This window comes from Catellatospora tritici (genome assembly GCF_019083965.1).
Lineage (GTDB): Bacteria > Actinomycetota > Actinomycetes > Mycobacteriales > Micromonosporaceae > Catellatospora > Catellatospora tritici.
In genome coordinates this window covers 143,071-165,252 of the sequence record NZ_JAHRCY010000018.1, presented here as the reverse complement: position 1 = coordinate 165,252, position 22,182 = coordinate 143,071, and the positions used below count along the sequence as shown (strand labels likewise).

The window sequence follows — 22,182 nt, the reverse complement described above, 5'->3', positions numbered from 1 at the left end:
CGTACCGGCCGGGCGGTGCTCAGGTCAGCCCACCACCTCGTGGACGTAGCACCAGCGCCAGTCCTCGCCGGGCTCGAACGACTGGATGACCGGGTGCTCGGTCTCGTGGTAGTGCAGCGTGGCGTGCTTCTGCGGCGAGGAGTCGCAGCAGCCGATGTGCCCACAGGTCAGGCAGCGGCGCAGGTGCACCCAGCCGGTGCCGTCGCGCAGGCACTCCTCGCAGCCCTCAGCCGTGGGCGGCGGGTTCTCGGCGGTCTTCAGGTCTTCGCAGCTCATGCTTCTCCCATCCGATGCAGCATCGACTCTTCCAGGTCCATGTCCCGCTGAGCCCGGACCAGAACCTCTTCGGGGATCTTTCCCGCGTCCCGTGCCGTCCGAAACACCGCCCGCTCGGCTTCCAGCATCTCCCGCCTCAGCCGCACGTAGGTGGCGGACGGGGTTTCCCGATTGCCGCCCAGGCGCTCCCATACCGAGTTGGACCGGCGCTCGGTGAGGTCACGCAGCTTGGCCACCACGTCCGGGGTGGCCCGCTCGGCGAGCTGCTCCAGCCGCTCGAGGGCGGCCTTGCTGGCCTGCTGCTGCACCTGCGCCTCGGCGAGAGTGTCGCGGGTGGGGTCGTCCCGGGGCACCCCGAGCCGCCGGGCCACCGCCGGCAGGGTCATGCCCTGCAGCACCAGCGTCCCGACGATCACCGCGAACGCCAGCCACACGAACAGCGCCCGGGGATACTCCATTCCCCCGGCCAGGGTCGCGGGCAGGGCCAGCGCGGTGGCCAGGGTGACCACGCCGCGCATGCCCGCCCAGGCGAGCACGGTGGGGATGGAGATGTTCGGGGCAGGGTCGCGGCGGCGGACCCGGGGCAGCAGTCGAGTGAGGTAGGTGGCCGGGTACATCCAGACGAAGCGGACGCCGATGACGGTGGCCAGCACCGCGAGCGTCAGCCACAGCACCTGGTCGGCCGGGGCCTGCAGGTTCTCCAGCACGTCGCGCAGCTGCAGGCCGACCAGCAGGAAGACCAGCCCCTCCACCATGTACGTGACCATCTTCCAGAACGCGCTCATCTGCAGCCGCGACTGGGCCGACATCAGCGTGGGCATCCGGTGGCCGAGGTAGAGGCCGGTGACGACGACGGCGACCACGGCCGAGGCGTGGATCGACTCGGCCACCGCGGTGACCGCGAACGGCGTGATCAGCGAGATCGAGTTGTCCAGCAGCGGGTCGGTGGTCTTGCGGTGTACGTACGCGGCGGCCAGCGCCCCGACCGCGCCCACCAGGATGCCGCCGCCCGCGGCCGTCAGCACCTGACCGGCGATCGCCATCGGACCGACGGCGGCACCGATGGCGGCGGCGACCGCGACCCGGAACAGCACCAGCGCGGTGGCGTCGTTGAGCAGGCTCTCGCCTTCCAGGATGGTCACCACCCGGCGGGGCAGCCCGATCCGGCGCGCCACGGCGGTGGCGGCGATCGCGTCGGGCGGGGCGACCACCGCACCCAGCGCCAGACAGGCCGCCAGCGGCACGTTCGGCATCAGCGCGTGCACGGTCAGGCCGACGGCGGCCGTCGTGACGATGACCAGGCCCACGGCCAGCAGCAGGATGGGCCGCAGGTTGTACCGGAACGCGGGCACCGAGGTCTCCAGCGCCGCGACGTACAGCAGGGGCGGCAGGATGCCGATGAGGACGAGTTCCGGTTCCAACCGCAGCGCCGGGAAGCCCGGCACCAGGGCGAGGATCAGGCCCACGATCACCAGCGCGATCGGGTTGAGCAAGCCGTACCTGCGCGACAGCGCGGTCACCGCGACTACCACCGAGGCCAATACCACCGCTACCAGCAGCGCATTCACGGATAGAGCCTAGGGGCTGCGGTGCTTGGTCCGGACGGCAGCCGGGGCTGCCTGCCTGCCGTCCGGTAATCCCGCTGACCGGCCGGTAGGTAAGAATCCTCTCCCGCATCGTAGGAACCAGAGCGGCCACCGCTTCTGTTCACTCGAAGTTCACCCAGGTCAGCGTGTGTCGCCAAGCGGACGCGTGGCGCCGGGTTACCGCCCGGGTATCCGATCTACCTGCCGGTTAGTAGGGGCCTTCCGTGAACGCCGGGTGAACCTCCTCGAGTGGCGGCCGGGCTGGCGGCGGATCTGCCTTACACGCCTTTGACCAGGTCAAAAGGCCGTTCTTCAATGGTGTGATCCACGCAACAGCTTCCAGGGAGGAGGCACCGCGATGCAGGAGGCAGTTCAGGTGGCAGGGGCCCGGTTGCGGGCGCTGGTGACCGTGATCGGGATCGTACTGGTCATGCTCACCGGCGCGGCGGTCATGGCCAAACCCGCGGCGGCGGCGGCACCGGCCGTCGGGCAGGTGTCCGTTCAGGACACGACGGCGGCCGCGCCCGACACGGGGCGACGTTGCTACCGGCAGACGTACTGGCACCACCACCACCGCTACACGTCGTACAAGTGTCGTTGGTACAACGACCACCACCACTACAACAACCACCACTACAACAACCACAACAACCATCACGGCAACAACCACCACGGCGACAACCACCACGGCGGCAACCGCTGGTGAGCCACGGTCATCCGTCCCTCGGACCGGCGGGCGTACCCCCGCCGGTCCCTTCACGCATGGCACGATGTGCCGCATGCCTGAGACGACACTGCTGCCGGCCACCAGCCGCGCCCTGCTGCACCGCATCGCCACCGCGCAGACCCAGGGCCGGGCGCCCTCGATGACCGCGGCCGTCCTACGCGACGGCGCCAGGGTCTGGAGCGAGGGTTACGGCCTGGTCGACGGCGCGGTGCCGGGGGACGACACGCAGTACCGGATCGGCTCGCTGACCAAGACCTTCGTCGCCGTACTGGTGCTGCGCCTGCGCGAGGAAGGCCTGATCGACCTCGACGACCAGCTGTCGCGGCACCTGCCCGACGCCCCCGCGGGCTCGGCGACCATCTTCCAGCTGTTGGCCCACACCAGCGGCGTCGCCGCCGAGACGCCCGCGCCGTGGTGGGAGCGCACCCCGGGCGACCTGCGACCGGAGCTGGGCGACATCCTCGACGACGACTACCGCAAGCACCCGGCCGGGCACCGGTTCCACTACTCCAACCCGGGGTTCGCGCTGCTGGGCGCGCTGGTGGAGCGGCTGCGCGGGCAGTCGCTGGAGCAGGTGCTGCAGCGGGAGATCCTGACGCCGCTGGGGATGACCCGCACCTCGCTGCTGCCACAGGCCCCGCACGCGCTGGGCTGGGCGGTGCACCCGTGGGCGGACGTGCTGCTGCCCGAGCCGACCGAGGACGCCGGCCGACTGGCGCCGGCGGGCCAGCTCTGGTCGACCATCACCGACCTGTGCCGGTTCGCGGCGTTCCTGGCCGAGGGCCACCCGGCCGTGCTGCCCGCCGCCGCGGTCGAGCTGATGCGCACCGCCGCCAGCCCGCCCGACGGTGACCAGTGGGAGGGCGGGTACGGCCTGGGTCTGCAGCTCAAGCGCGACCACGGCCGCATCCTGGCCGGGCACACCGGTTCCATGCCCGGCTTCCTGGCCGTGCTGTGGTTCAGCCCGACCGAACGGATCGCCGCCGTGGTGCTGGCGAACACCACCTCCGGCATATCGATCGGCGGGTTGGGCGCGGACCTGGTCCGCATCGTGTGCGAGCACGAGCCGCGCATCCCCGAGCCGTGGCAGCCGCTGGCCGAGTTCGACCCGGCGCTGCTGGAGCTGACCGGACCCTGGTACTGGGGGCCGGGCGGGGTGGGCCTCAAGCTGTGCGCCGACGGCGACCTCGAACTCGGCCCGCTGGTCGGGACGGGTCGCGGCGCCCGGTTGAAGGCGCAGCCCGACGGCACCTGGCTGGGTCTGGACGGCTACTACGCCGGGGAGACGCTGCGCGTGGTGCGCCGCGCCGACGGCACCGTCGACCATCTGGACCTGGGCAGCTTCGTCTTCACCCGTACCCCGTACGACGCGGGCGCCGACGTGCCCGGCGGCGTGGATCCGGCGGGCTGGCGCGGCCGCTGATCAGGGTTCGGCGCGTCAGCTGTGCGCACCGTCTGCTCACCCGCCCGGCTGCTCCGTCACCGGGTGGGTGCGGTCGGCGGCCGAATGGACGGCCACGGCCAGTTCGACGCGTGAGGTGAGGCCGAGTTTGGCCAGGATGCTGGAGACGTGCGACTGCACGGTACGCCGGGACAGGAACATCTGCGCGGCGATGTCGGGATTGGACAGTCCGGCCGCGACCTGCTCGGCCACCCGCAGCTCGGTGTCGGTGAGCGCGGCCCAGCCGTGCTTGGGCCGGTTGCGGGTGCCGCGTACGCCGGTGCGCAGCCCCGCCTGCCGGGCGCGCGCCTTGGCCCGGCCGACGTCCCAGTCGGCATCGACCTCGGCGTAGACCGCCAGCGCCCGGCGCAGGGCCGCGCGGGCGTCGGCGGTCGCGCCGTTGTTCGCGTGCGCCACCGCGACGGCCTCGTGGGCGTAGCCCTCGTACAGGGGCCAGCCCGCACGGCGGAACCAGACCACGGCCTCGGCCAGCGGCGCCGGGTCGCCGCTGCGGGTGCCCTCGCACAGGGCCAGGCAGCCGCGCAGGCTGGGCACCGGCTGGCTGTCGACCAGTTCGCGCAGCGCCTCGACCAGCTCGGCGAGCTCGCCGTCGCGGCCGAGCGCGACCAGGGTGCGGACCAGATCCGCGGTGATCCGGTAGATCAGCCGCTGCCCCCACACGCCGCCCGCCTGGACCCAGGCCGGATGCAGCAGTTCGAAGGCCTTGTCGTAGCCACCCAGCGCCTCCTCGCCCAGCGCCTGCGCCCACTGGACCAGCACCCGGTTGCCGCCGTCGTCCTCCGGGGCCACCGGTATGGCGGGGACGTCCAGCCCCGCGCCCGGTTCGCCGCGGTGCACCCCGATCAGCGCGTCGAAGGCCCACAGCCGCGAGGCGTGCCCGAGCGGGTCGGGCCCGTCCAGGCCGGTGCGGCACTCGGCTCGCGCGTCGTCCCAGCGCCCCTGTAGGAAACGCAGGTGGGCGCGGGCGACGTACGCGCTGGTCAGATACATGCCGCCGGAGCGCTGGTTGACCCGTACCGCGGTGGCGCTCGCCTCGTCGGCCTCGGCGAGGCGGTCCAGCTCGATCAGACAGAACGCCTTCAGCGTGTACGGGTCGACCTGAAGGTCGGGCTGGATGCCGGGACCGAGGCAGCCGATGGCCCGGTCCACCAGCGTCAGCGACTCGGTGAGGTCGTCGCGGCTCAACGCGAACGCCTTGGCCATGCTGCCGATGCCGATCGCCGCGTCGTCGGCGGCCGACTCGCCGTCGGCGACGGAGCGGTCGGCCCAGGCCATACCCTCGTCGTAGCGTCCCAGGAGCAGCAGGCACACCGCGGCGGTGCCACGCAGCCGCCCGGCCTGCCCCACGGTGGTGTCCGGGTCGGCCAGGGCCGCCGCGACGGTGTCGATGGTGTCCTGCAGGTGTCCCTGGCGGTAGCACGCCTGGGTGAGCAGCCAGCGCAGCTCGGTGCGGCACGCCGAGTCGGCGGGCACGTCGCCCGCCAGCGCCTCGCGGGCCTGCGTCTCGGCCTGAACCGGGTCGCCCGCCCACAGCAGCGCCCGGACCAGGTGACGGCGCAGCCGCGCGGTCAGGTCCGCCGCCTGGCCGGTGACCGAGGCCAGGGCCTGGCGCAGCAGTCGCACCGTCGGCTCGGCGGCGCGCACGAGCAGCACGTCGGCGTTGGCCTCGATCCAGGCGATGTCGTCGCCTTCGAGCCGTCCCGAGGCGAGCAGGTGCGCGGCGACCTGTTCGACGGGCGCGTGCTGCTGCTCCAGCACCCGTCCGGCGCGCTGGTGCAGCGCGGCGCGCACCGCCGCGGGCAGGCTCTGCGCCAGCGCCTGGCGGGTGAGGTTCTGCCGGAACCGCAGCGTCTGCTCGGTCTCGACGAGCATCCCGGCCCGGATGGCGTCGGAGATGACGTCGGCGAGGTCCATCACCGGGGTGTCGAGCACGGCGGCGAGCTGCCCGACGTCCACGGTCGCGCCCAGCACGGCCGCGGTCTGCACCGCCTCGCGGTAGCGGCGCGGGATGAGTTCCAGCTCGTGCGCGGCGATCTCGGCCAGCGGCCGGGGCACGCCGTCCCGCCGGGCACCGGCGGCCAGGTCCGCCCGCCCGTCGGCGACCACGACGGTGCCGTCCTTGACCGCGTCGGCCAGGATCGCCCCGAGGTAGGTGGGGTTGCCGCCGGCCGCGTCGAGCATGGCCAGCAGCGCCGGGGACGGTATGGCACCGAGTCGGTGCTCGACCAGGGCGCGGGTCTGTTCGGGGGTCAGCGGCGGCAGGGTGAGCACGGTGGCGCCCCGGCCGACGAGGCTGCGTTCCAGGCCGTCCAGGGCCTCGCCCTGGGCCACCACCCGGGCGGCGATGACCAGCAGCAGCGGGGTCTGCTCGATGGTGCGGGCCAGCCGGTGCAGCACCACGGCGCTGGCCCGGTCGGTCCACTGGGCCTCGTCGAGCAGCAGCGCGAGCGGGCCCCGGCTGAGCCACCGGTCGGTCAGGTCCAGGATCGCCTCGGTCAGGGCCAGCTCATGGTTGGCGGCGGTGGCGCTGTGGGTCAGGGCGCCCTCGCCGCGCAGCAGGGCCGCGACGTGGGCCAGGTCCGGGTCGGCGGCGATGGTACGGGTGTCGGCCACGCACGTGGAGATCGCCGCGAACGGCAGCTCCTGCTCCAGCTCCTCGGCCGTGCCGCGCAGCACCCGCATGCCGAGCCGGGCGCACTCGGCGGCCAGGTGATCCAGCAGGGTGGTCTTGCCCAGCCCGACCGGGGCCTGCAGCAGCACGGCGCTGCCGTGCCCGGCTGCGGCGGCGCGCGCGGCGGCGAACAGCTGGTCCCGTTCGGCGTCCCGGCCCGCCATATAGGGCAAACCAGACTCCACGGGACCAAGCGTAGCGAGCGCCGACCGCCCGCGCGGCACGTCACCGCATGGTGCCGTCCGGGGCGGCAGCACCGACGGCCGCACGGGCATGGCGGGCGACCGGGCGCTGGACCGGGGTGGCGGTGCCGGTGGCGGCCTGCTGGCGCTCGTGCAGGAAACAGCCGATGGCATACATGAAGACCACGACGCCGAGCATCTCGAACAGTTCCTCCGCCGACGCGGCCATCAGGTACTGCAGGTACGCCCAGCCCGGACCGGTGTCGTCGCTGACCTTGCGCCCGATGAACGCCCCGACGATCTCCAGCCCGACCGCGCCGGAGACGAACAGCACCGCGCCCCCGGTGACCAGCAGGCGGATGCGCCGCGGCAGGTGGAACAGGAACTTCAGGTACGACAGCGCGAAGACCAGCACGAACGGCGCCGCCACCACGATCCAGGACAGGTACGCCTCCTTGGCCGCGGTGATGATCCCGATCTTGCGACTCAGCTCGTGGAGCTGGGTGATCTCGTCCAGCGACAGGAAGAGGAAGATCACCGACAGCATCCGCCAGTGCCTGGCGTAGCGCTCGCCGGCCGCCTTCACCGTGCCGGCCACCTGCCACAGGATCAGGCCGCACAGGGCCAGCATCCCGGAGGAGAACCAGGTCGGCAGGTTCTTCTCCTTGTCTACATTCACGAAGATCGTTATCCAGGTGAAGGCCGGGATGGGGTGGTGCAGGCCCAGCCCGTGGTAGACGAAGTTGCTGCCGAAGCTGAGCAGGTGCAGCGCGGCAACGGTCCACAGCAGCGCGGACAGCAGCTTGCGGGGCGCCGGAAGGTCGATTCTCATCGTGTCACTTCTTTTGTCGTCGATCTCGTCATGTTATGGATATAACGGCGAAATCAGCTCAACTAGTTACGCCCGTCCCGCGCGCTACCCTCGGGCCATGCAGCGGTCGAGCACGGCGCCCCTCCCCCACCCCGAAGCCCCGGGGCCCGGCAGCGTGCTGCCGTCGCACTTCCACCACTGCTACGGCTGCGGCCCGGCCCACCCGACCGGGCTGCGCTCGCGGGTGGTGGTCGGCGAGGGGGTGTCGGTGCACAGCACCGTCGAGCTGACCCGCGATCACCAGGGCGCGCCGGGTCTGGCCCACGGCGGGCTGCTGTCCGCCGCCCTGGACGAGGCGTTCGGCAGCGCGGCGCTGCTGCTGGGACGGCCCGCGGTCACCGCGAACCTGTCCGTCGACTACCTGCGGCCGGTGCCGATCGGCACCACGCTGCACATCAGGGCGTACTGCACCGGCACCGACGGGCGCAAGGTGCACCTGAGCGCCGAGGCGATGATCGACGACGCGGCCGCCGAGCCGGTGCTACGCGCCACCGCTGTCTTCATCGCGGTCACCTTCGACCACTTCGCCCGCCACCGCACCACCTGACCGGGCCGGTCCCGCGGAGCCGACACCGCGATTCCCCACCCGCTCGGGTTGCGGATCGCCATTCCGGCCCGGAAGTCGAGCTCCGGCCCGGCATCCGGCGCAGCGAAGTGACCGGAAGTCGCGATCTTCGGGCTGTTCGAGCCGATGATCGCTATCCGAGGTCAGAACCTGGACCTATAGCCGAGTATTTGACCGCGCACGACGATCATCGGCAACCCTCAGCCCCAAGCCGTCGCAGCGTCGACCGGCTCTCGATGTGACGAACAGGGGCTACCCACGGGTAGCTTCGCGGGCCAGAATGGGCCACGGGTCCGCGGCGCAGCGTGCCCGCGGTCGTGGAGGAGCCCGATGAATCCGCATGTCGCACGCCAGATGTGGGCCCGGCTAGAACCGATCCACACGGTCACCTACTTCACCCCGGAGGCCCTCGCGGCGTACGCGGAGGTCGGTCTGCGGGGTTATTGGCGGGGCTACTTCGGCGGCCGGATGGCACCACTCGGCCCGATCGACGCCCCGCTCGGCATCGCCACGGCGTACGGTTTCGCGCCCGCCATGGTGGAGCGGGCCCTGCCCGACGTGTGGTCCCGAGCGACGCCCGCGGCGGCGCTGACCGCGCGGGTGGCCGGCGCGACGGCCGCGCTGTCGCGGCTGCTCGCCGACGTGGACCTGGGCGCTCTGGGCGAGATGGCGGACCTGGCCGAGGGCGCGGCGGACCTGCTCGACCCGGCCGGTCACGCGCTGGGCGCGGCCAACATGGCGCTGGCGCGATCCGACGACCCGCTGGCCCGCCTGTGGCAGGTCGCGACGACGATGCGGGAGCACCGCGGTGACGGGCACGTGGCGGCACTGGTGGCCCACGGGTTCAGCGGCGTCGAGTCGGCGGTCTGGCGGACGGAGCCCGAGGCGCGGGCGGAGTACCAGTCCTATCGCGGCTGGACCGACGACGAGTGGGACGGCGCGGTCGCCGCGCTGACCGAGCGCGGCTGGCTGGACGCCGCCGGGGCGGCGACGGAGGCCGGGAGCGCGGCGTACGCGGCGGTCGAGCACGCCACGGACCGCGATGCGGTGCGGGTGTGGGCGCGATTCGGGCAGGAGCGCACCCAACGGCTGATGGAGCTGCTCAGCCCGCTGGCCGAGGTGACCTTCACGGCGATCCCCCGTATCAACCCGGTCCACCTGCCCGACCCCGCCACGATCTGAGGCGAGCAGTCACCCTGCCGACCGGAATGCGGCGCGTGCGGGCAGGTCAGCGGAACCCGCGGCGGCAGACCGCTCATCTGCCGCCGCGGGTGGTCACCTCAGGCCGTGCGCAGCCAGACCGCGGTGTCGGTCGGCAGCTGACCGTCGGCCAGCGGCCCGCTGACCAGCAGCAGCTCGGTGTGCCAGGGCAGGTCGACCGGGTTCTCGCCGAAGTTGACGACGCAGATCAGGCCGCCGGGGCGAGAGAAGGCCAGCACCTGGTCCTCGCTGTCGAGCCAGGTCATCGGGCCGTCGCCGAGTCCGGCCTCGGCCCCGCGCAGGGCCAGCGCCGCCTGGTACAGCCGCAGCATCGAGTCCGGGTCGGCCAGCTGCGCCGCGACCGTCTGCCCGGCCCAGTGCCCCGGCTGCGGCAGCCACGCGGGCTGCCCGCCCTCGGGGCTGAACCCGAGCGAGGCCCCTTCGGTCGACCACGGCAGCGGCACCCGGCAGCCGTCGCGGCCCGGGTCGTTGCCGCCGGAGCGGTGGAAGATCGGGTCCTGGCGGACCGCGCCGGGCAGGTCCTCGACCTCGGTCAGCCCCAGCTCCTCGCCCTGGTACACGTACACCGAGCCGGGCAGGGCCAGGGTGAGCAGCGCCGCCGCCCGTGCCCGGCGCAGCCCCAGTGCCGGGTCGGTCGGCAGCTGGTGCCGGGCCTGGCGCAGCGCGTGGTCGAACCGGGTCTCGGCCCGGCCGTAGCGGGTGACGGTGCGGGTCACGTCGTGGTTGCACAGCACCCAGGTGCTGGGTGCGCCGACCGGGGCGTGCGAGGCCAGCGTCGCGTCGACGCAGGCGCGCAGCGCCTTGGCCTCCCACGGGGCGCCCAGGAAGTCGAAGTTGAACGCGGCGTGCATCTCGTCGGGGCGCAGGTACTGGGCGAACCGCTCGATGTCGGCCAGCCACACCTCGCCGATCAGGGCGCGCGGCACCTCGTACGAGTCGGCGATGACGCGCCAGCCCCGGTAGATGTCGTGGATCTCGTCCCGGTCGACGAACGGGTGCGGGTCCGGCGGGCTGTTGCGGTCGAAGTCGGCCAGGTCCGGGTCCTTGACGCACATCGCGGCGGAGTCGATCCGGATGCCGTCCACGCCCCGGTCGAACCAGAACCGCAGGATGTCCTCGAACTCCGCCCGCACCAGCGGGTTGTCCCAGTTCAGGTCGGGCTGCTCGGAGGCGAACAGGTGCAGGTACCACTGCCCGTCGGGCACCCGGGTCCAGGCCGGGCCCTCGAACACCGACTGCCAGTCGTTGGGCGGCAGCTCGCCGTGCTCGCCCCGGCCCTCGCGGAACCAGAACAGCTCCCGCATCGGCGAGCCCGGCCCCTCGGTCAGCGCCCGCTGGAACCAGGCGTGGGCGTCGGAGCAGTGGTTGGGCACGATGTCGACGATGATGCGGATGTCGTACGCGTGCGCCTCGGCGATCAGCGCCTCCGCCTCGGCCAGGGTGCCGAAGCTCGGGTCGATGTCACGGTAGTCGGCCACGTCGTAGCCCGCGTCGGCCATCGGCGACGGGTACCACGGGCTGAACCAGATCGCGTTGATGCCCAGGTCGTGCAGGTACCCGAGCTTCGCGCGGATGCCCGCGAGGTCGCCCGTCCCGTCGCCGTTCGCGTCGGCGAAGGAGCGCGGGTAGACCTGGTAGATGGCCGCGTGGCGCCACCAGTCACGGGAGTCGTTGTGAAACACGGGTACCTGCTCTCTCATTGAATTGTTCGGTCAGAAGCCGCTGTTGCCGGGGCCGAGGTTGAGCGTGTAGCCGGTCCGGTTGATCAGACCGCCGCTCGCGGCTCCGGTGACGGTGACGTAGGTGAGGTAGGCGCTGCCCGCGGCGTTGAGCTCGATGCCGTACGTCCCGGCCCCGTTGACGGCGACGTGGTCCAGCGTCAGGTTCGTGATGTTCTTCAGGTAGCTGAGCAGGATGCCCTGGTATTGACTGTCGGTGATGGTGACGTCCTTGACCAGGACCGGCGCGGTGATGTCGGTCGCCTCGGCGTAGATCCACAGACCACCCAGCGACGAGCCCCAGTTGCGCTCGTAGCTGCTGGTACGCGTCAGCGTGTTGCGCTGCACCGAGGTGGTGCCGCTGAACGCCAGCGCCCCGTGCCAGGTGCTGATGGCGATACCGGCACCGGCGTACACCGAGTCGGTGATGAGGTTGTCCTCGATCCGGTTGGCGGTGCCGCCGTAGATGGCCGCGCCGTTGGCCAGCATCGGCAGGTTGACGGTGTTGAACGTGAACGCGCTGTTGGCCACCGGGGCCGAGTTGGACCACATGGCCAGGGCGTCGTCACCGGTGTTGCGCAGCACGCTCTGGTCGATCCGGACGTTGTTCGCCCCGCCGTTGATGTTCACGCCGTCGGCGAAGGTGTTCCGGATCCGCACGCCGACCGTGTACAGGCCGTTGGTGCCGGTGGTGGGCCACATGCCGACCTTGGTGTGCTCGATCCACACGTGATGGACCAGCGAGCCGGTGCCGAAGTTGCCCTCGATGCCGGTGTCGAACGCCGCGTCGTCGCGGTAGCGCACGTCACCGGCGATGGTGAAGTCGCCCAGGCGCACGTTCGAGCCGGTGGCGAAGAAGCCGCCCTTGCCGTTGGTGCCCTTGATGACGGTGTACCACTCGCCGGCGCCGCGCACGCTCACGTTGTTGAGGTTGAGCCGCGCGTTGATGACGAACGTGCCCGAGGGCACCCATACGCCCTTGCCCTGGCTCTGCGCCGCCGAGATCGCGCTGTTGAACGCGTTGGTGTCGTCCCCGGCGTCGTTGACCACGGCGCCGTAGTCGGTCACCGACAGGAAGTTCGCGGGCTGGGTGAGCGCGGCCGGGGTGACCTCGCCCTCGATCAGGTCGATGGTGTAGTAGGCCGCCGAGGAGGACGAGTCCTTCTGCAGCTTGACCACGGTGCCCGCCGCGTACGTGCTCGGCAGGGTCACCCGCACCTCGTCGAAGAAGCGGTGCGGCTCGCCCCCGGCCGGGTTGTTGTTGTACGGGTACGCCCCGTACACCCAGCTGTACACCGAGCTCATGGTCACGTCGGTGACCTTGGTGGTGCCGTTGTACAGCGCCAGCGGCGCGGTGTTGCCGGTGCCGCCCGCGTTGTCCGGGATCGAGTAGCGGATCACCAGCGCGTTGGCGGGATTGGTCAGCGTGACCTGCACGTACTGGCCGGTGCTGGACAGCTTGACCGCCTTGCGGCCCGACGCCTCCGACGCCTCGGTCAGGTATGTGCGGTCCGGGCCGATCACCGACGCGTTGGTGCTGCCGCTCTCGGCCTCGTAGGTGGTGTAGGGCACCGTCGCGCCCCGGCTGGCCAGGGCCGCGCCGCCGGTCACGTACAGCGTGTCGAGCTGCACGTTGCCGGAGTCGCCGGAGTCGTACTGGTAGGTGACGATGTTGAGTCCGGCGCGCAGGGTCAGGTTCTGCGCCACGGTGAGCCAGCCGGACCCGGCGGGCAGCGTGAGCTGGCCGGTCTTGAGGTCGTTGACGTACACCGACACGGTGCGGCTGGCGCCGTTGGTGTTGGTGTAGCGCAGCGTGGTCGCCGCCGACCCGGCCGCCGTGGTGTTGACGGTGCGGATCACGCGGGCGCCGACGGTGGTCAGGCCGGTCACGTAGCCGGTGCCGTTGTAGCCGCCGGTGCTGGTCGCGGCCGAGGCGCCGCCGGACAGGAAGCCGGTCTCCAGCTCGTACGGCTGGCCGCCGGGCTGGCCGGTCGGCGACGGGGACGGCGAAGGCGACGGCGAGGCCGACGGGCTGGCCGCGGTACCGGACACGGTGATGTTGTCGATGTTGACGTTGCCCGAGTCGGTCGTGTCGAACTTGTACGCGACGGTGTTGTTGCCGTTGTTCAGGCTCACCGACGACGCGACCGTGCCCCAGGTGTCCCAGTTCGCCGTCGCGGGCAGGCTGAGCTGCCCGGTCTTGGTGCCGTTGGCGTACAGCGACAGGGTCATCGTCGCACCGGTGCCATTGGCGTAGCGCAGCGTCACCGTCCGCGACCCGGCGCCGCTCACGTTCACCGTGAACGAGGTGTTCGCGTTGCCCTTGTTGCCGTCGGTGTAACCGCCGACGAACCCGGACCCGGTGAACCCGGGGTGGTCGGTGGCCACGACCGTGCCCCCGGACAGCGCGGCCGACTCGGCCTCGTACTGGCCCGCGGGCGGCGCCGCGATGTCGGCGACGGTCAGGCTGTCCAGGTTGACGTTGCCCGAGTCGGCTGTGTCGAACTTGTACGACACCGTCGCGCTGCCGTTGGGCAGGCTCACGGTCTCGACCTCGGTGCCCCAGCTGTCCCAGTTGGCGGTGGCGTTGAGGCCGATCTGCTTGATCTTCGTGCCGTTGACGTACAGCGACAGGGTCTTGGTCGCGGTGGTGCCGTTGGCGTAGCGCAGCGTCAGCGTGCGGCTGGCGGCACCGGAGTTGCTGACCGTGAAGGTCGTGTTCGCGTTGCCCTTGTTGCCGTCGGTGTAACCGCCGACGAACCCGGACCCGGTATAGCCGGTGTGGTCCGTGGCGACGGTCGTGCCGCCCGACAACGCGGCCGACTCGGCCTGGTAGGTGGTGCTGGCCGCCTCGGCGGGCAGCGCGGCGAGCACGCCGGTGACCAGCGCGGTCGCCGCGGCGGCCGCCGCGGCCAGCGCGAGGCGCAAGGTATTGCGTGCAGTCTTCCCTGGTACGACAGTGGAGCGGTGCATGGTGCGTTACTCCTTCCCTGCGGTGATGGGGTTCCCCCGTGTCCCGGGCAGCGGCCATCGGCTCACCGGTGGCGGTGGGCTGGTGGTCGGTGTCGGTGCCGGTCAAGCACCGCCGGGCGCGGCGCTCGACCGTGTCAGGTGTGCCGTCAGCCCTTGATGGCTCCGGCGGACAGGCCGTTCAGGATCCGGCGCTGGAAGATCATGAAGACGATGATCATCGGTATGCTGGCCATCGCCAGCCCCGCGTACAGCTCGTTCTGCGGCACCTGGCCGGTGAAGGACAACCGGCTCAGCGCCACGCTGATGGTCTGCTGCTGCGGGTCCTGCAGCACCAGCAGCGGCCACAGGAAGTCCTTCCACGATCCGATGATCGCGAAGATCGAGATGACGGCGAGCACGGGCAGCGACAGCGGCAGGATCACGTTCCACAGCGTGCGCAGCCGCCCCGCCCCGTCGATGCTCGCGGCTTCGAGCAGGTCGTCGGGGATCTGGTCGAAGAACCGCTTGAGCACGTAGATGTTGAACGCGTTGGCCGCGCCGGGCAGCCACAGCGCCCAGGGGCTGTTCAGCAGGTTGAGACCAACGATCGGCACATCGACCACGGTCAGGTACGCCGGGACCAGCAGCGCGGCGGCGGGCAGCATCAGGCTGGCCAGCATGCCGCCGAGCACCACCTTGCCGAAGACCGGGCGCAGCTTCGACAGGGCGTACGCCGCCGCGACGTCCACCAGCAGCTGGATCAGCCAGCCGAAGAACGCGTAGTAGGCGGTGTTGAACAGGAAGTGGCCGACCTGCAGCCGCTGCCACGCGTCGGCGAAGGCGGACCAGTGCCACTCCTGCGGCAGCAGCGTCGGCACCGGCTGCACCAGCTCCTGCGGCGACTTCAACGCGCCGGAGAACATCCAGTACAGCGGGAAGATGAACGCCAGCGTGAAGGCGACGGCCAGCACGCCCAGCACCACGCGGTACACCAGCCGGTTGCGGCCGCGCCGCAGGTCGGCGTCGGAGATCAGCGATCGGGTCGAGGAACTCATCTGCGGCACCTGCTCTCAGTCGGGCTTGCGGGTCAGTCGCAGGTACACGGCCGAGAACGCGCCGAGCACGATGAACAGCAGCACGCTCATCGCGGCGGCCAGGCCGAAGTCGTTGTTGACGGTGAAGGCGTACCGGTAGATCAGCACCATCACCGTGATGGTGTCCGGGTTCGTGGTCCCGGTGAGCTGGAAGGGCTCGATGAACACCTGCATGGTCGCCACGATCTGCAGCAGGAGGAGCACCAGCATGATGAAGCGCATCTGCGGGATGGTCACGTGCCGCACCCGCTGCCAGACGCTGGCGCCGTCGAGCTCGGCGGCCTCGTAGAGCTCGCTCGGGATGCCCGCGAGCCCGGCCAGGTACATGATCGTCGCGCCGCCCATGTTGGCCCAGGTCGACACCAGCACCAGCGAGACCATCGCCATCTTCGGCGACTGGGTCCACTCCGAGGTGGGCAGGTGCAGGAAGCTCAGCACCGCGTTGAACAAGCCCGAGCCCGGGTCGTAGAAGTACTTCCACAGCAGCACGCTGACGATCGGGGGCAGCATCACCGGCAGGTACACGGCCACCCGGAAGAAGCCCTTGGCGTGCCGGAACTCGTTGATGACCAGCGCCACCACGAACGGCACCGCGTACCCGAACAGCAGCGCCAGGGCGGTGAACTCCAGCGTGTTCACCCAGGCGGTGCCGAACAGCGGGTCGGCGAACAGCGCCTGGTAGTTGTCCAGCCCGACCCAGTAGGGCGGGGTGACGAAGTTGTCCTGCTGGAAGCTGAGGATGATGCCCTTGACCAGCGGATACCAGGAGAACAGGCCGAAGCAGACCAGACCGGCCGCCAGGAACGCGTACGCCTGCAGGTTGTCGCCGATCCGCCGCCGCAGCCGCTCGAAGCTCGGCCCGCTGGTGCGCCGGGGCCGCTCCTGCGCCACCGGCCGTGCCGTGGCTTCGGGTGCCAGGACCGTCATCGCGCCCGCCCTTTCTGTTCGAACAAGGGGTAGGCCCCGGGCCGCCAATCCCCCGGCCCGGGGCCTGTTCGTCACTTGGCTGCGGCCAGGATCGTGTTGACCTGGGCCTCTGCGTCAGCGAGGAGCTTCGCGATGTCGGCGTTGCGGTCGGTCAGGACCTTCTGCATCGCCGTGTCCAGCACCGCGTAGACCTGCTGCGCCAGCGGCGGCTCCAGCTTCAGCGGGATGCTCGCGGATCCAGCGACGAACGGCGCGAAATTGTCCGAGGGGACGTTCGCGAACTTCTTGGTGGCCTCCTCGCGCTTGGCAGCGGAGGCACCGGTCCAGATGTTGGGCTGCGGCAGGCCGACGGGCTGGCCCGCCTTGGACGCCTTCTCGTTGTCCGCCATGATCCGGTCCGGGTTGATCGTCTTGAAGGACAGCCAGGTCAGACCGGCCTTGATCTTCTCCGGGCTGAGGCCGGCCTTGAACATGTAGCCGTCGCCGCCGCCCAGGGTGCCCTGGCCGCCCGGCATGACCGACAGGCCGTAGTCCTCGTACTTGCCCTTGTACTGGTTCACGATCACCGGCAGGTTGTCCGACGAGCCGATGTACATGCCGAGCTTGCCCGAGGCGGCCATCTGGATCAGGTCGGCCCACTCCAGCAGCTGGCGGCTGCCCATGGTGTCATCGGTCCAGCGCATGTCCTTCAGCTGCTGCAGGACCTGCTTGCCCTTGTCGCTGTTGAAGGCGGCCTTCCACTTGTCGCCGTCCTTGACCGCGATGTCGCCACCGACGGAGTACAGCTCGGCGGTGAAGTGCCAGCCACCGGTGTTGCTCTTGCTGTAGTCGCCGTAGCCGACCACGCCGTCCCCGAGCGCCTTCAGCTTCTGGGCGGCCGCGCGGACCTCTTCCCAGGTCTTCGGCGGGTTGGCCGGGTCGAGACCGGCCTTGGTGAACAGGGTGCGGTTGTAGACCAGGCCCAGCGAGTAGTTCGCCGAGGGCAGGCCGTACACCTTGCCGTCCGGCCCGGTGAAGACCTTCATCAGCTGCTCCTGGATGTCCTTCACCTGCGGGACGGTGTCCAGGTAGGCCGAGATGTCAGAGACCTGCTTCTTGGCGATCAGCGCCTGCGGGTCGGTGAAGTAGACGTAGAAGACGTCCTCCAGCTGGCCGCCGGCCAGCTTGGTGGCGAACGTCTGGGGGTCCATGAACCCCTCTTTGGCGTCGATCTTGATGTTCGGGTACTTCGCCTCGAACGCCTTGACGTCGGCCTCGAAGTTGGCCAGGTTGACCGCGTCGGTCGCCGGCGGCTTGCCGTTGACCGTGATCGTCACGGGGCCGTTGGACTCGGCGGGCTTGTCCTCGCCGGAGCAGGCGGCGCCGAGCAGCGCCGTGCCGGCGATCAGCGCCAGCGCGACGGACTTGCCGAGCGTGCGACGGTTCATCGTCAAAATTCCCTTCTTGGGATGCACAGTTACCGAGCTGGGGGCAGCCCGGGTCGACCGGAGACGCGACACCTCCGGTTGTTGCTTGCGCATTGCCGCCGCGTTGCTCCGAGGTTTCCGAGCGTTTCGGCGTGAGCAGAAGGTTAGACCGCGCGAGCCCAAGAAGTCCATGGGTTGTTGCAAAAAATTGACCAGAAGATCGTCTTCGAGTTGCACAACCTCGCAAACACGAAACTTGTCGATGCATTAACGCGCTGAGCAGGGCGTTGTCGACTTCGGACTGATCATGACTGGCACGGGCCGGTTGAGCTGCGCACAATCAGCTCCGGGTCGAACAGGATCTCGCCCCGGTCGACCACACCACCTTCGATCTGTGCCATCAATGCGGCCACCGCGGCGCTCGCCATCGGCTCGATCGGCTGACGCACCGTGGTCAGCGGCGGGTCGGTCACGCCCATGAAGGTCGAGTCGTCGAATCCGATCACCGACACGTCCTGCGGCACCGAAAGCCCCTGCTTGCGTACGGCGCGGATGGCCCCCAGCGCCAGCGCGTCACTGGCGCAGACCACCCCGGTCACGCCCTCGGCCAGCAACCGCGCGGCCGCGCCACGCCCGCCCTCCGTCGAGAAGATCGTGTGCTCCACCCAGCGCCGCCACTGCCGCGACTGCCCCCGCCGCTCGAAGAACCGCACGTACGCGGCGAGTTTGCGGGCCGACGGGATGTGTCCGGGCGGGCCCAGCACCAGCCCGATCCGCTCGTGACCGAGCGCGGTCAGGTGCGTCAGCGCCTGCTCCACCGCCAGCTCGTCGTCGACGCACACGCGCGGCACGCCCAGGTTCTCGTCCGCGGCGTTGATCAGCACGATCGGGAGTCGGCGTTCCTCCAGCTTGCGGCACTGCTCCGGCCCCGCGTCGGCATAGCTGCCGCCCACGAAGACGATCCCGCCGACCTGGTGCGACAGCAGCATCTCGATGTAGTGCGACTCCGACACCCCGTCTGCGGTGCGCGTGCACAACGCGGGCACCAGCCCCCGCTTGATCAGGGCCTGTGCGATGACCTCGGCGAAGGCCGGGAAGATGGGGTTCTGCAGGTCGGGGAGCACCAGGCCGACGAGGCGGCCGCGCTCGGCGCGGATGCGCTCGGGGCGGGGAAAGCCGAACACGTCCAGGGCCGTGAGCACGGCATCGCGGGTCGCGGGGGCGATCCCGGGCTTGTTGTGCAGCACGCGGCTGACCGTCGCCTCGGACACCCCGGTGAACTTGGCCACCGCCGCCAGTCTGCTCGTCACACCCGACAGCTTACGGGATCTAATGCAAAAACTCGATACCCGAACGCAACCTCTTGCAACTATCGATCCCGCCAGAACCCGCTCTTCGCCCGCGTCCCGCGCAACCGTCCAAGATCGCTGTCTGAGGACGGAATATGCGTCCTGAGCCCACGGAACGACCGGAGACCGCGATCATCCACCAAAACGGTCCGGAGGATCCCGGCTTCGGGTCACCTCACCGCACGGACACGGCCCGGCCCGTCTTCCGCCCGCGAGTGCCGATCGCCCACGAGGTCAGGTATCCCACGAGGTCAGGTATCCCACGAGGTCAGGTATCCCACGAGGTCAGGTATTGCGGTCAGCGGGCGGACCGGGGGTCGGCGGCTTGGGCGGCTGCGATCGGTTCGTGGGAGTCGCCGGCGGCGCGGCGGCCCGCGTGCACGTCGATCAGGGCGACCACCAGTGCTGCCAGTACGAACGCGATCGTGAGCAGCAGACCGTGGCGGAACGCGGTGGCGAAGTCGCCCTGCGAGGACGCGAGCCCGGCGAAGAAGATCGCGCCGATCGCGGCGATGCCGACCGCGGCCCCGATGCGCTGCCCGGTCTGCAGCACGCCGCTGGCGCTGCCCGCCCCGGCGACGGGTACCTCCGCCAGGGTCAGCGTCTGGTTCGGGGCGATCACCAGGCCGCTGCCGACCCCGGCGATGAGCAGCGGCAACGCGGTGGCCCAGCCGTCGGCGCGGCCGGGCACAAGCTCGACCGCGAGTTCGACCCCGGCCAGCCCGAGCGCGACCAGCCCCAGCCCGACCGCGATGAGGGTACGCCCGACGCGGGTCACGACCCGCCCGCCCGCTCCGGCCGAGACCGCCGACCCGAGCGCGAACGGCAGCGTGGCCAGGCCCGCCTGCAGCGCCGTGTAGCCGAGGCCCTGCTGCAGGTAGAGCGTGAAGATGAAGAAGATCGCGGTGAACCCGGCGAAGTAGACCAGGCCGAGCAGGGTGCCCAGGGCGTACGACCGGCGCCGGAACAGGCTCAGGTCCACCATCGGGGTGCCCGCGGCGGCGCGGGCGTACCGGCGCTCCCAGGCGACGAACCCGGCCAGCACCACCAGCCCGGCCGCGAGCAGCAGCCACTTGCCGCGCCCCGGCCAGGACTGCCCCTGGATCAGCGGCAGCAGCACCAGCACCACGCCCAGCGCCAGCAGCAGCACCCCGACGGGGTCGAAACTCTCCCGGCGTCTTCGGCTGTCGCAGAACCCCGGGATGAAGCGGTACGCCATGATGATCGCCAGCACGCCCACCGGGATGTTGACGTAGAACACCCAGCGCCAGCCTTCGGCGACCCCGGCGGCCTGGATGAGCAGGCCGCCCAGCAGCGGGCCGATGGCGGTGGAGATGCCGACGATGGCGCCGAGCATGCCGAAGGCCCGGCCGCGTTCGGCGCCCCGGAACAGTTGCTGGATCAGGCCGCTGATCTGGGGGTTCATGATCCCGCCCGCGGCGCCCTGGATGAGCCGGGCCAGCACCAGCCACAGCGCGGTACGGGCCAGCCCGGCCGCGGCGCTGGACAGCGTGAACAGGGCCACCGCGGCGACGAACGCGTTGCGCCGTCCGTGCATGTCACCGAAGCGGCCCGCGGGCACCAGCAGCAGGCCGAACGCCAGCGCGTACCCGGACAGGATCCACTGCAGGTCGCTGGCGCCGGCGTCCAGACCCATCCGGATCGACGGCAGCGCCACGTTGACGATGCTGACGTCGAGCAGGGCCATGAAGCCGCCGATGAGGCACACGCTCAGCGCGTGCCACCGGCGCGGATCGGGTCGGTAGTCGTCACCCGCGCCGCTGTACATGGTCCGAGCCTACCGGCGGCTTGTCCCTTTCCCGGCTCGTTCGCGGTAATCGTGCCGCATCCGCCCGGGTCGTCAAGATCTCAGCCGATCTCAGTCGTCGAACTCGAATCCGGTCGCCGCGGCCAGGGCCACCAGCGCCCGCAGCCGGTCGGCGTCGGTGGCCGCGCCGCTCATCAGCTCACCGAGCTCCGCCAGCGCGGCGCGGTCGGTGCCGCGGGCGCAGAACATTCCGGCCTCCGGGTCGTAGGAGAAGCGTTCGCCGAGGTCGGGGGCCTCGTGCTCGACGAGCAGCTCGGCGATGCCCGCCCAGAAGTAGCCGTTCGGCTCGTGACCGAGCTCGTAGATCACCTCGTCGACCCCGGTCTCGCCCGCGATGAGCAGCAGCGAGTACTTGCCGGAGTCCGTTTCGATGAGCTTCAACGGAGTCATGCGGCGTAGCGTCCCACAACCGGTCCCCACCGGCCTGGGCGAGTACCCGCGATCCGCGACGCGTGGGCCGTTGGAGCTGATAGGCATAGCTCGGCGGGACGGCGACGGACCGGGCAGGAACAGGGACGGGGCGCATGGGTGACGTGCTGGATGAGCTGACGCTGGCCGGGGTGGTCGACCTGCTGGTCAAGCTGGTCGAGTTCGCGGGCGCCCTGGTCATTTTCGTGGGCGCCACGGTGGCGTTCGCGCAGTTCGTCAACGCCGCCATCCGGATACGCCGTACCGAGAGTTTCGTGCCGATCCGGCTGGGCCTGGGTCGCTTCCTGGCGCTCGGGCTGGAGTTTCAACTGGCTGGGGACATCCTGCGCACCGCGATCGCACCGACGCTGCGCGAGATCGGCGAACTGGCCGCGATCGCGGCGATCCGGACGGCGCTGAACTTCTTCCTCAACCGCGAGATCAAGGAGGAGCGCGCCGAGATCGCGGCGGCGGGCAGCCCCCGGCTGAATCCGTCCGCCGACCTGGGCCCCCCGGGCAGTCGGGGGACGGCGTGATCGCCGTCGGGGGCGGCTGCGCCATCGTCGCGGCGATCGGTGGCGCGACGGCGATCGACCCTCCCGCCGCGGGGATCGGCGCCGCCGAGGCAACCGGCGCGATCGCCCACTTGATCGACCTGGCTTCGTTGGCCTGTGTCGCGGCGGGGCTGGTCGCGGGCGGCCTGGTGCTGGCCACGCGCGGTCCGGCGCGGCTGGCGCTGGCGGTGGCGCTGGACTTCTGGCTGGCGGCCGGGTTGTTGCGGCTCTCGCTTCCGGCTTCCTGGCAGGCGATGGCCGCCGCGGCGGCGATTCTGGGGATCCGGCTGCTGCTGCGCGGCGCCCTGCGCCACCCCGCCGACGCGCCCCCGCCAGGACCGGCCCCGGTCTCTTCTGCACGGCGCTGACCTGCCGAGGTCCGACA

The 22,182-nt window shown here is 70.9% G+C and carries 18 protein-coding genes; 6 read left to right on the top strand and 12 right to left on the bottom strand.

The window, feature by feature from the left end:
• Window positions 1–24 precede the first annotated feature (24 nt).
• Window positions 25–276 carry a UBP-type zinc finger domain-containing protein gene (locus KUA19_RS31930; RefSeq protein WP_217402001.1) on the bottom strand — a complete coding sequence of 84 codons (252 nt, stop codon included), beginning with the start codon at window positions 274–276 and terminating at the stop codon, window positions 25–27.
• On the bottom strand, window positions 273–1,844 hold the full coding sequence (locus tag KUA19_RS31925; RefSeq protein ID WP_217401999.1) for a Na+/H+ antiporter: 1,572 nt from the start codon (window positions 1,842–1,844) through the stop codon (window positions 273–275). Before KUA19_RS31925 ends, KUA19_RS31930 begins: the two co-directional genes overlap by 4 nt.
• Window positions 1,845–2,220: 376 nt before the next feature.
• On the opposite strand from KUA19_RS31925, the gene KUA19_RS31920 reads away from it, so the two are divergent.
• Together KUA19_RS31920 and KUA19_RS31915 are read left to right on the top strand one after the other, a co-directional pair.
• Window positions 2,221–2,568, top strand: coding sequence for a hypothetical protein (locus tag KUA19_RS31920; protein ID WP_217401997.1), 348 nt, complete (start codon window positions 2,221–2,223; stop codon window positions 2,566–2,568).
• 73 nt (window positions 2,569–2,641) lie between these two features.
• The gene (locus tag KUA19_RS31915) at window positions 2,642–4,012 is read left to right on the top strand and encodes a serine hydrolase domain-containing protein (protein WP_217401995.1); all 1,371 of its coding nucleotides are present in this window, start codon (window positions 2,642–2,644) and stop codon (window positions 4,010–4,012) included.
• A gap of 36 nt (window positions 4,013–4,048) precedes the next feature.
• Here KUA19_RS31915 and KUA19_RS31910 read toward each other — a convergent pair whose 3' ends face one another.
• Both KUA19_RS31910 and KUA19_RS31905 read right to left on the bottom strand, forming a co-directional pair.
• A complete protein-coding gene (locus KUA19_RS31910; RefSeq protein WP_217401993.1) occupies window positions 4,049–6,907 on the bottom strand; it encodes a helix-turn-helix transcriptional regulator in 2,859 nt (952 codons plus the stop codon).
• 40 nt (window positions 6,908–6,947) lie between these two features.
• Entirely contained in the window at window positions 6,948–7,736 is a 789-nt protein-coding gene (locus KUA19_RS31905; protein WP_217401992.1) for a DUF8692 domain-containing protein, read from the bottom strand.
• Window positions 7,737–7,833: 97 nt separating this feature from the next.
• Between KUA19_RS31905 and KUA19_RS31900 the strand changes: the two genes are divergently transcribed.
• Window positions 7,834–8,322, top strand: a complete 489-nt coding sequence (locus KUA19_RS31900; RefSeq protein WP_217401990.1) for a PaaI family thioesterase — start codon at window positions 7,834–7,836, stop codon at window positions 8,320–8,322.
• A 348-nt stretch (window positions 8,323–8,670) separates the two neighbouring features.
• A complete protein-coding gene (locus tag KUA19_RS31895; protein ID WP_217401988.1) occupies window positions 8,671–9,522 on the top strand; it encodes an SCO6745 family protein in 852 nt (283 codons plus the stop codon).
• 98 nt (window positions 9,523–9,620) lie between these two features.
• Here KUA19_RS31895 and KUA19_RS31890 read toward each other — a convergent pair whose 3' ends face one another.
• The 8 genes from KUA19_RS31890 to KUA19_RS31855 form a co-directional block, all read right to left on the bottom strand.
• Window positions 9,621–11,261, bottom strand: coding sequence for a glycoside hydrolase family 13 protein (locus KUA19_RS31890; protein ID WP_217401986.1), 1,641 nt, complete (start codon window positions 11,259–11,261; stop codon window positions 9,621–9,623).
• Between the two features lie 12 nt (window positions 11,262–11,273).
• Window positions 11,274–14,207 carry a carbohydrate-binding protein gene (locus KUA19_RS31885; RefSeq protein WP_217401984.1) on the bottom strand — a complete coding sequence of 978 codons (2,934 nt, stop codon included), beginning with the start codon at window positions 14,205–14,207 and terminating at the stop codon, window positions 11,274–11,276.
• A 191-nt stretch (window positions 14,208–14,398) separates the two neighbouring features.
• Window positions 14,399–15,286, bottom strand: a complete 888-nt coding sequence (locus KUA19_RS31880) for a carbohydrate ABC transporter permease (protein ID WP_217401982.1) — start codon at window positions 15,284–15,286, stop codon at window positions 14,399–14,401.
• A 15-nt stretch (window positions 15,287–15,301) separates the two neighbouring features.
• A complete protein-coding gene (locus KUA19_RS31875) occupies window positions 15,302–16,252 on the bottom strand; it encodes a carbohydrate ABC transporter permease (protein ID WP_217401980.1) in 951 nt (316 codons plus the stop codon).
• A gap of 71 nt (window positions 16,253–16,323) precedes the next feature.
• Window positions 16,324–17,679, bottom strand: coding sequence for an ABC transporter substrate-binding protein (locus KUA19_RS31870; protein ID WP_217401978.1), 1,356 nt, complete (start codon window positions 17,677–17,679; stop codon window positions 16,324–16,326).
• Between the two features lie 284 nt (window positions 17,680–17,963).
• Window positions 17,964–18,968, bottom strand: a complete 1,005-nt coding sequence (locus KUA19_RS31865; RefSeq protein WP_217401977.1) for a LacI family DNA-binding transcriptional regulator — start codon at window positions 18,966–18,968, stop codon at window positions 17,964–17,966.
• Between the two features lie 337 nt (window positions 18,969–19,305).
• On the bottom strand, window positions 19,306–20,796 hold the full coding sequence (locus KUA19_RS31860) for an MFS transporter (RefSeq protein WP_217401976.1): 1,491 nt from the start codon (window positions 20,794–20,796) through the stop codon (window positions 19,306–19,308).
• Between the two features lie 90 nt (window positions 20,797–20,886).
• Entirely contained in the window at window positions 20,887–21,225 is a 339-nt protein-coding gene (locus KUA19_RS31855; RefSeq protein ID WP_217401975.1) for an Imm51 family immunity protein, read from the bottom strand.
• A 134-nt stretch (window positions 21,226–21,359) separates the two neighbouring features.
• Here KUA19_RS31855 and KUA19_RS31850 point away from each other — a divergent pair, with 134 nt between their 5' ends.
• Window positions 21,360–21,779: a DUF1622 domain-containing protein gene (locus tag KUA19_RS31850; protein WP_217401974.1), complete on the top strand. Its 420-nt coding sequence runs from the start codon at window positions 21,360–21,362 to the stop codon at window positions 21,777–21,779.
• Entirely contained in the window at window positions 21,776–22,165 is a 390-nt protein-coding gene (locus tag KUA19_RS31845; protein ID WP_217401972.1) for a hypothetical protein, read from the top strand. Before KUA19_RS31850 ends, KUA19_RS31845 begins: the two co-directional genes overlap by 4 nt.
• The last annotated feature ends 17 nt before the right edge of the window (window positions 22,166–22,182 follow it).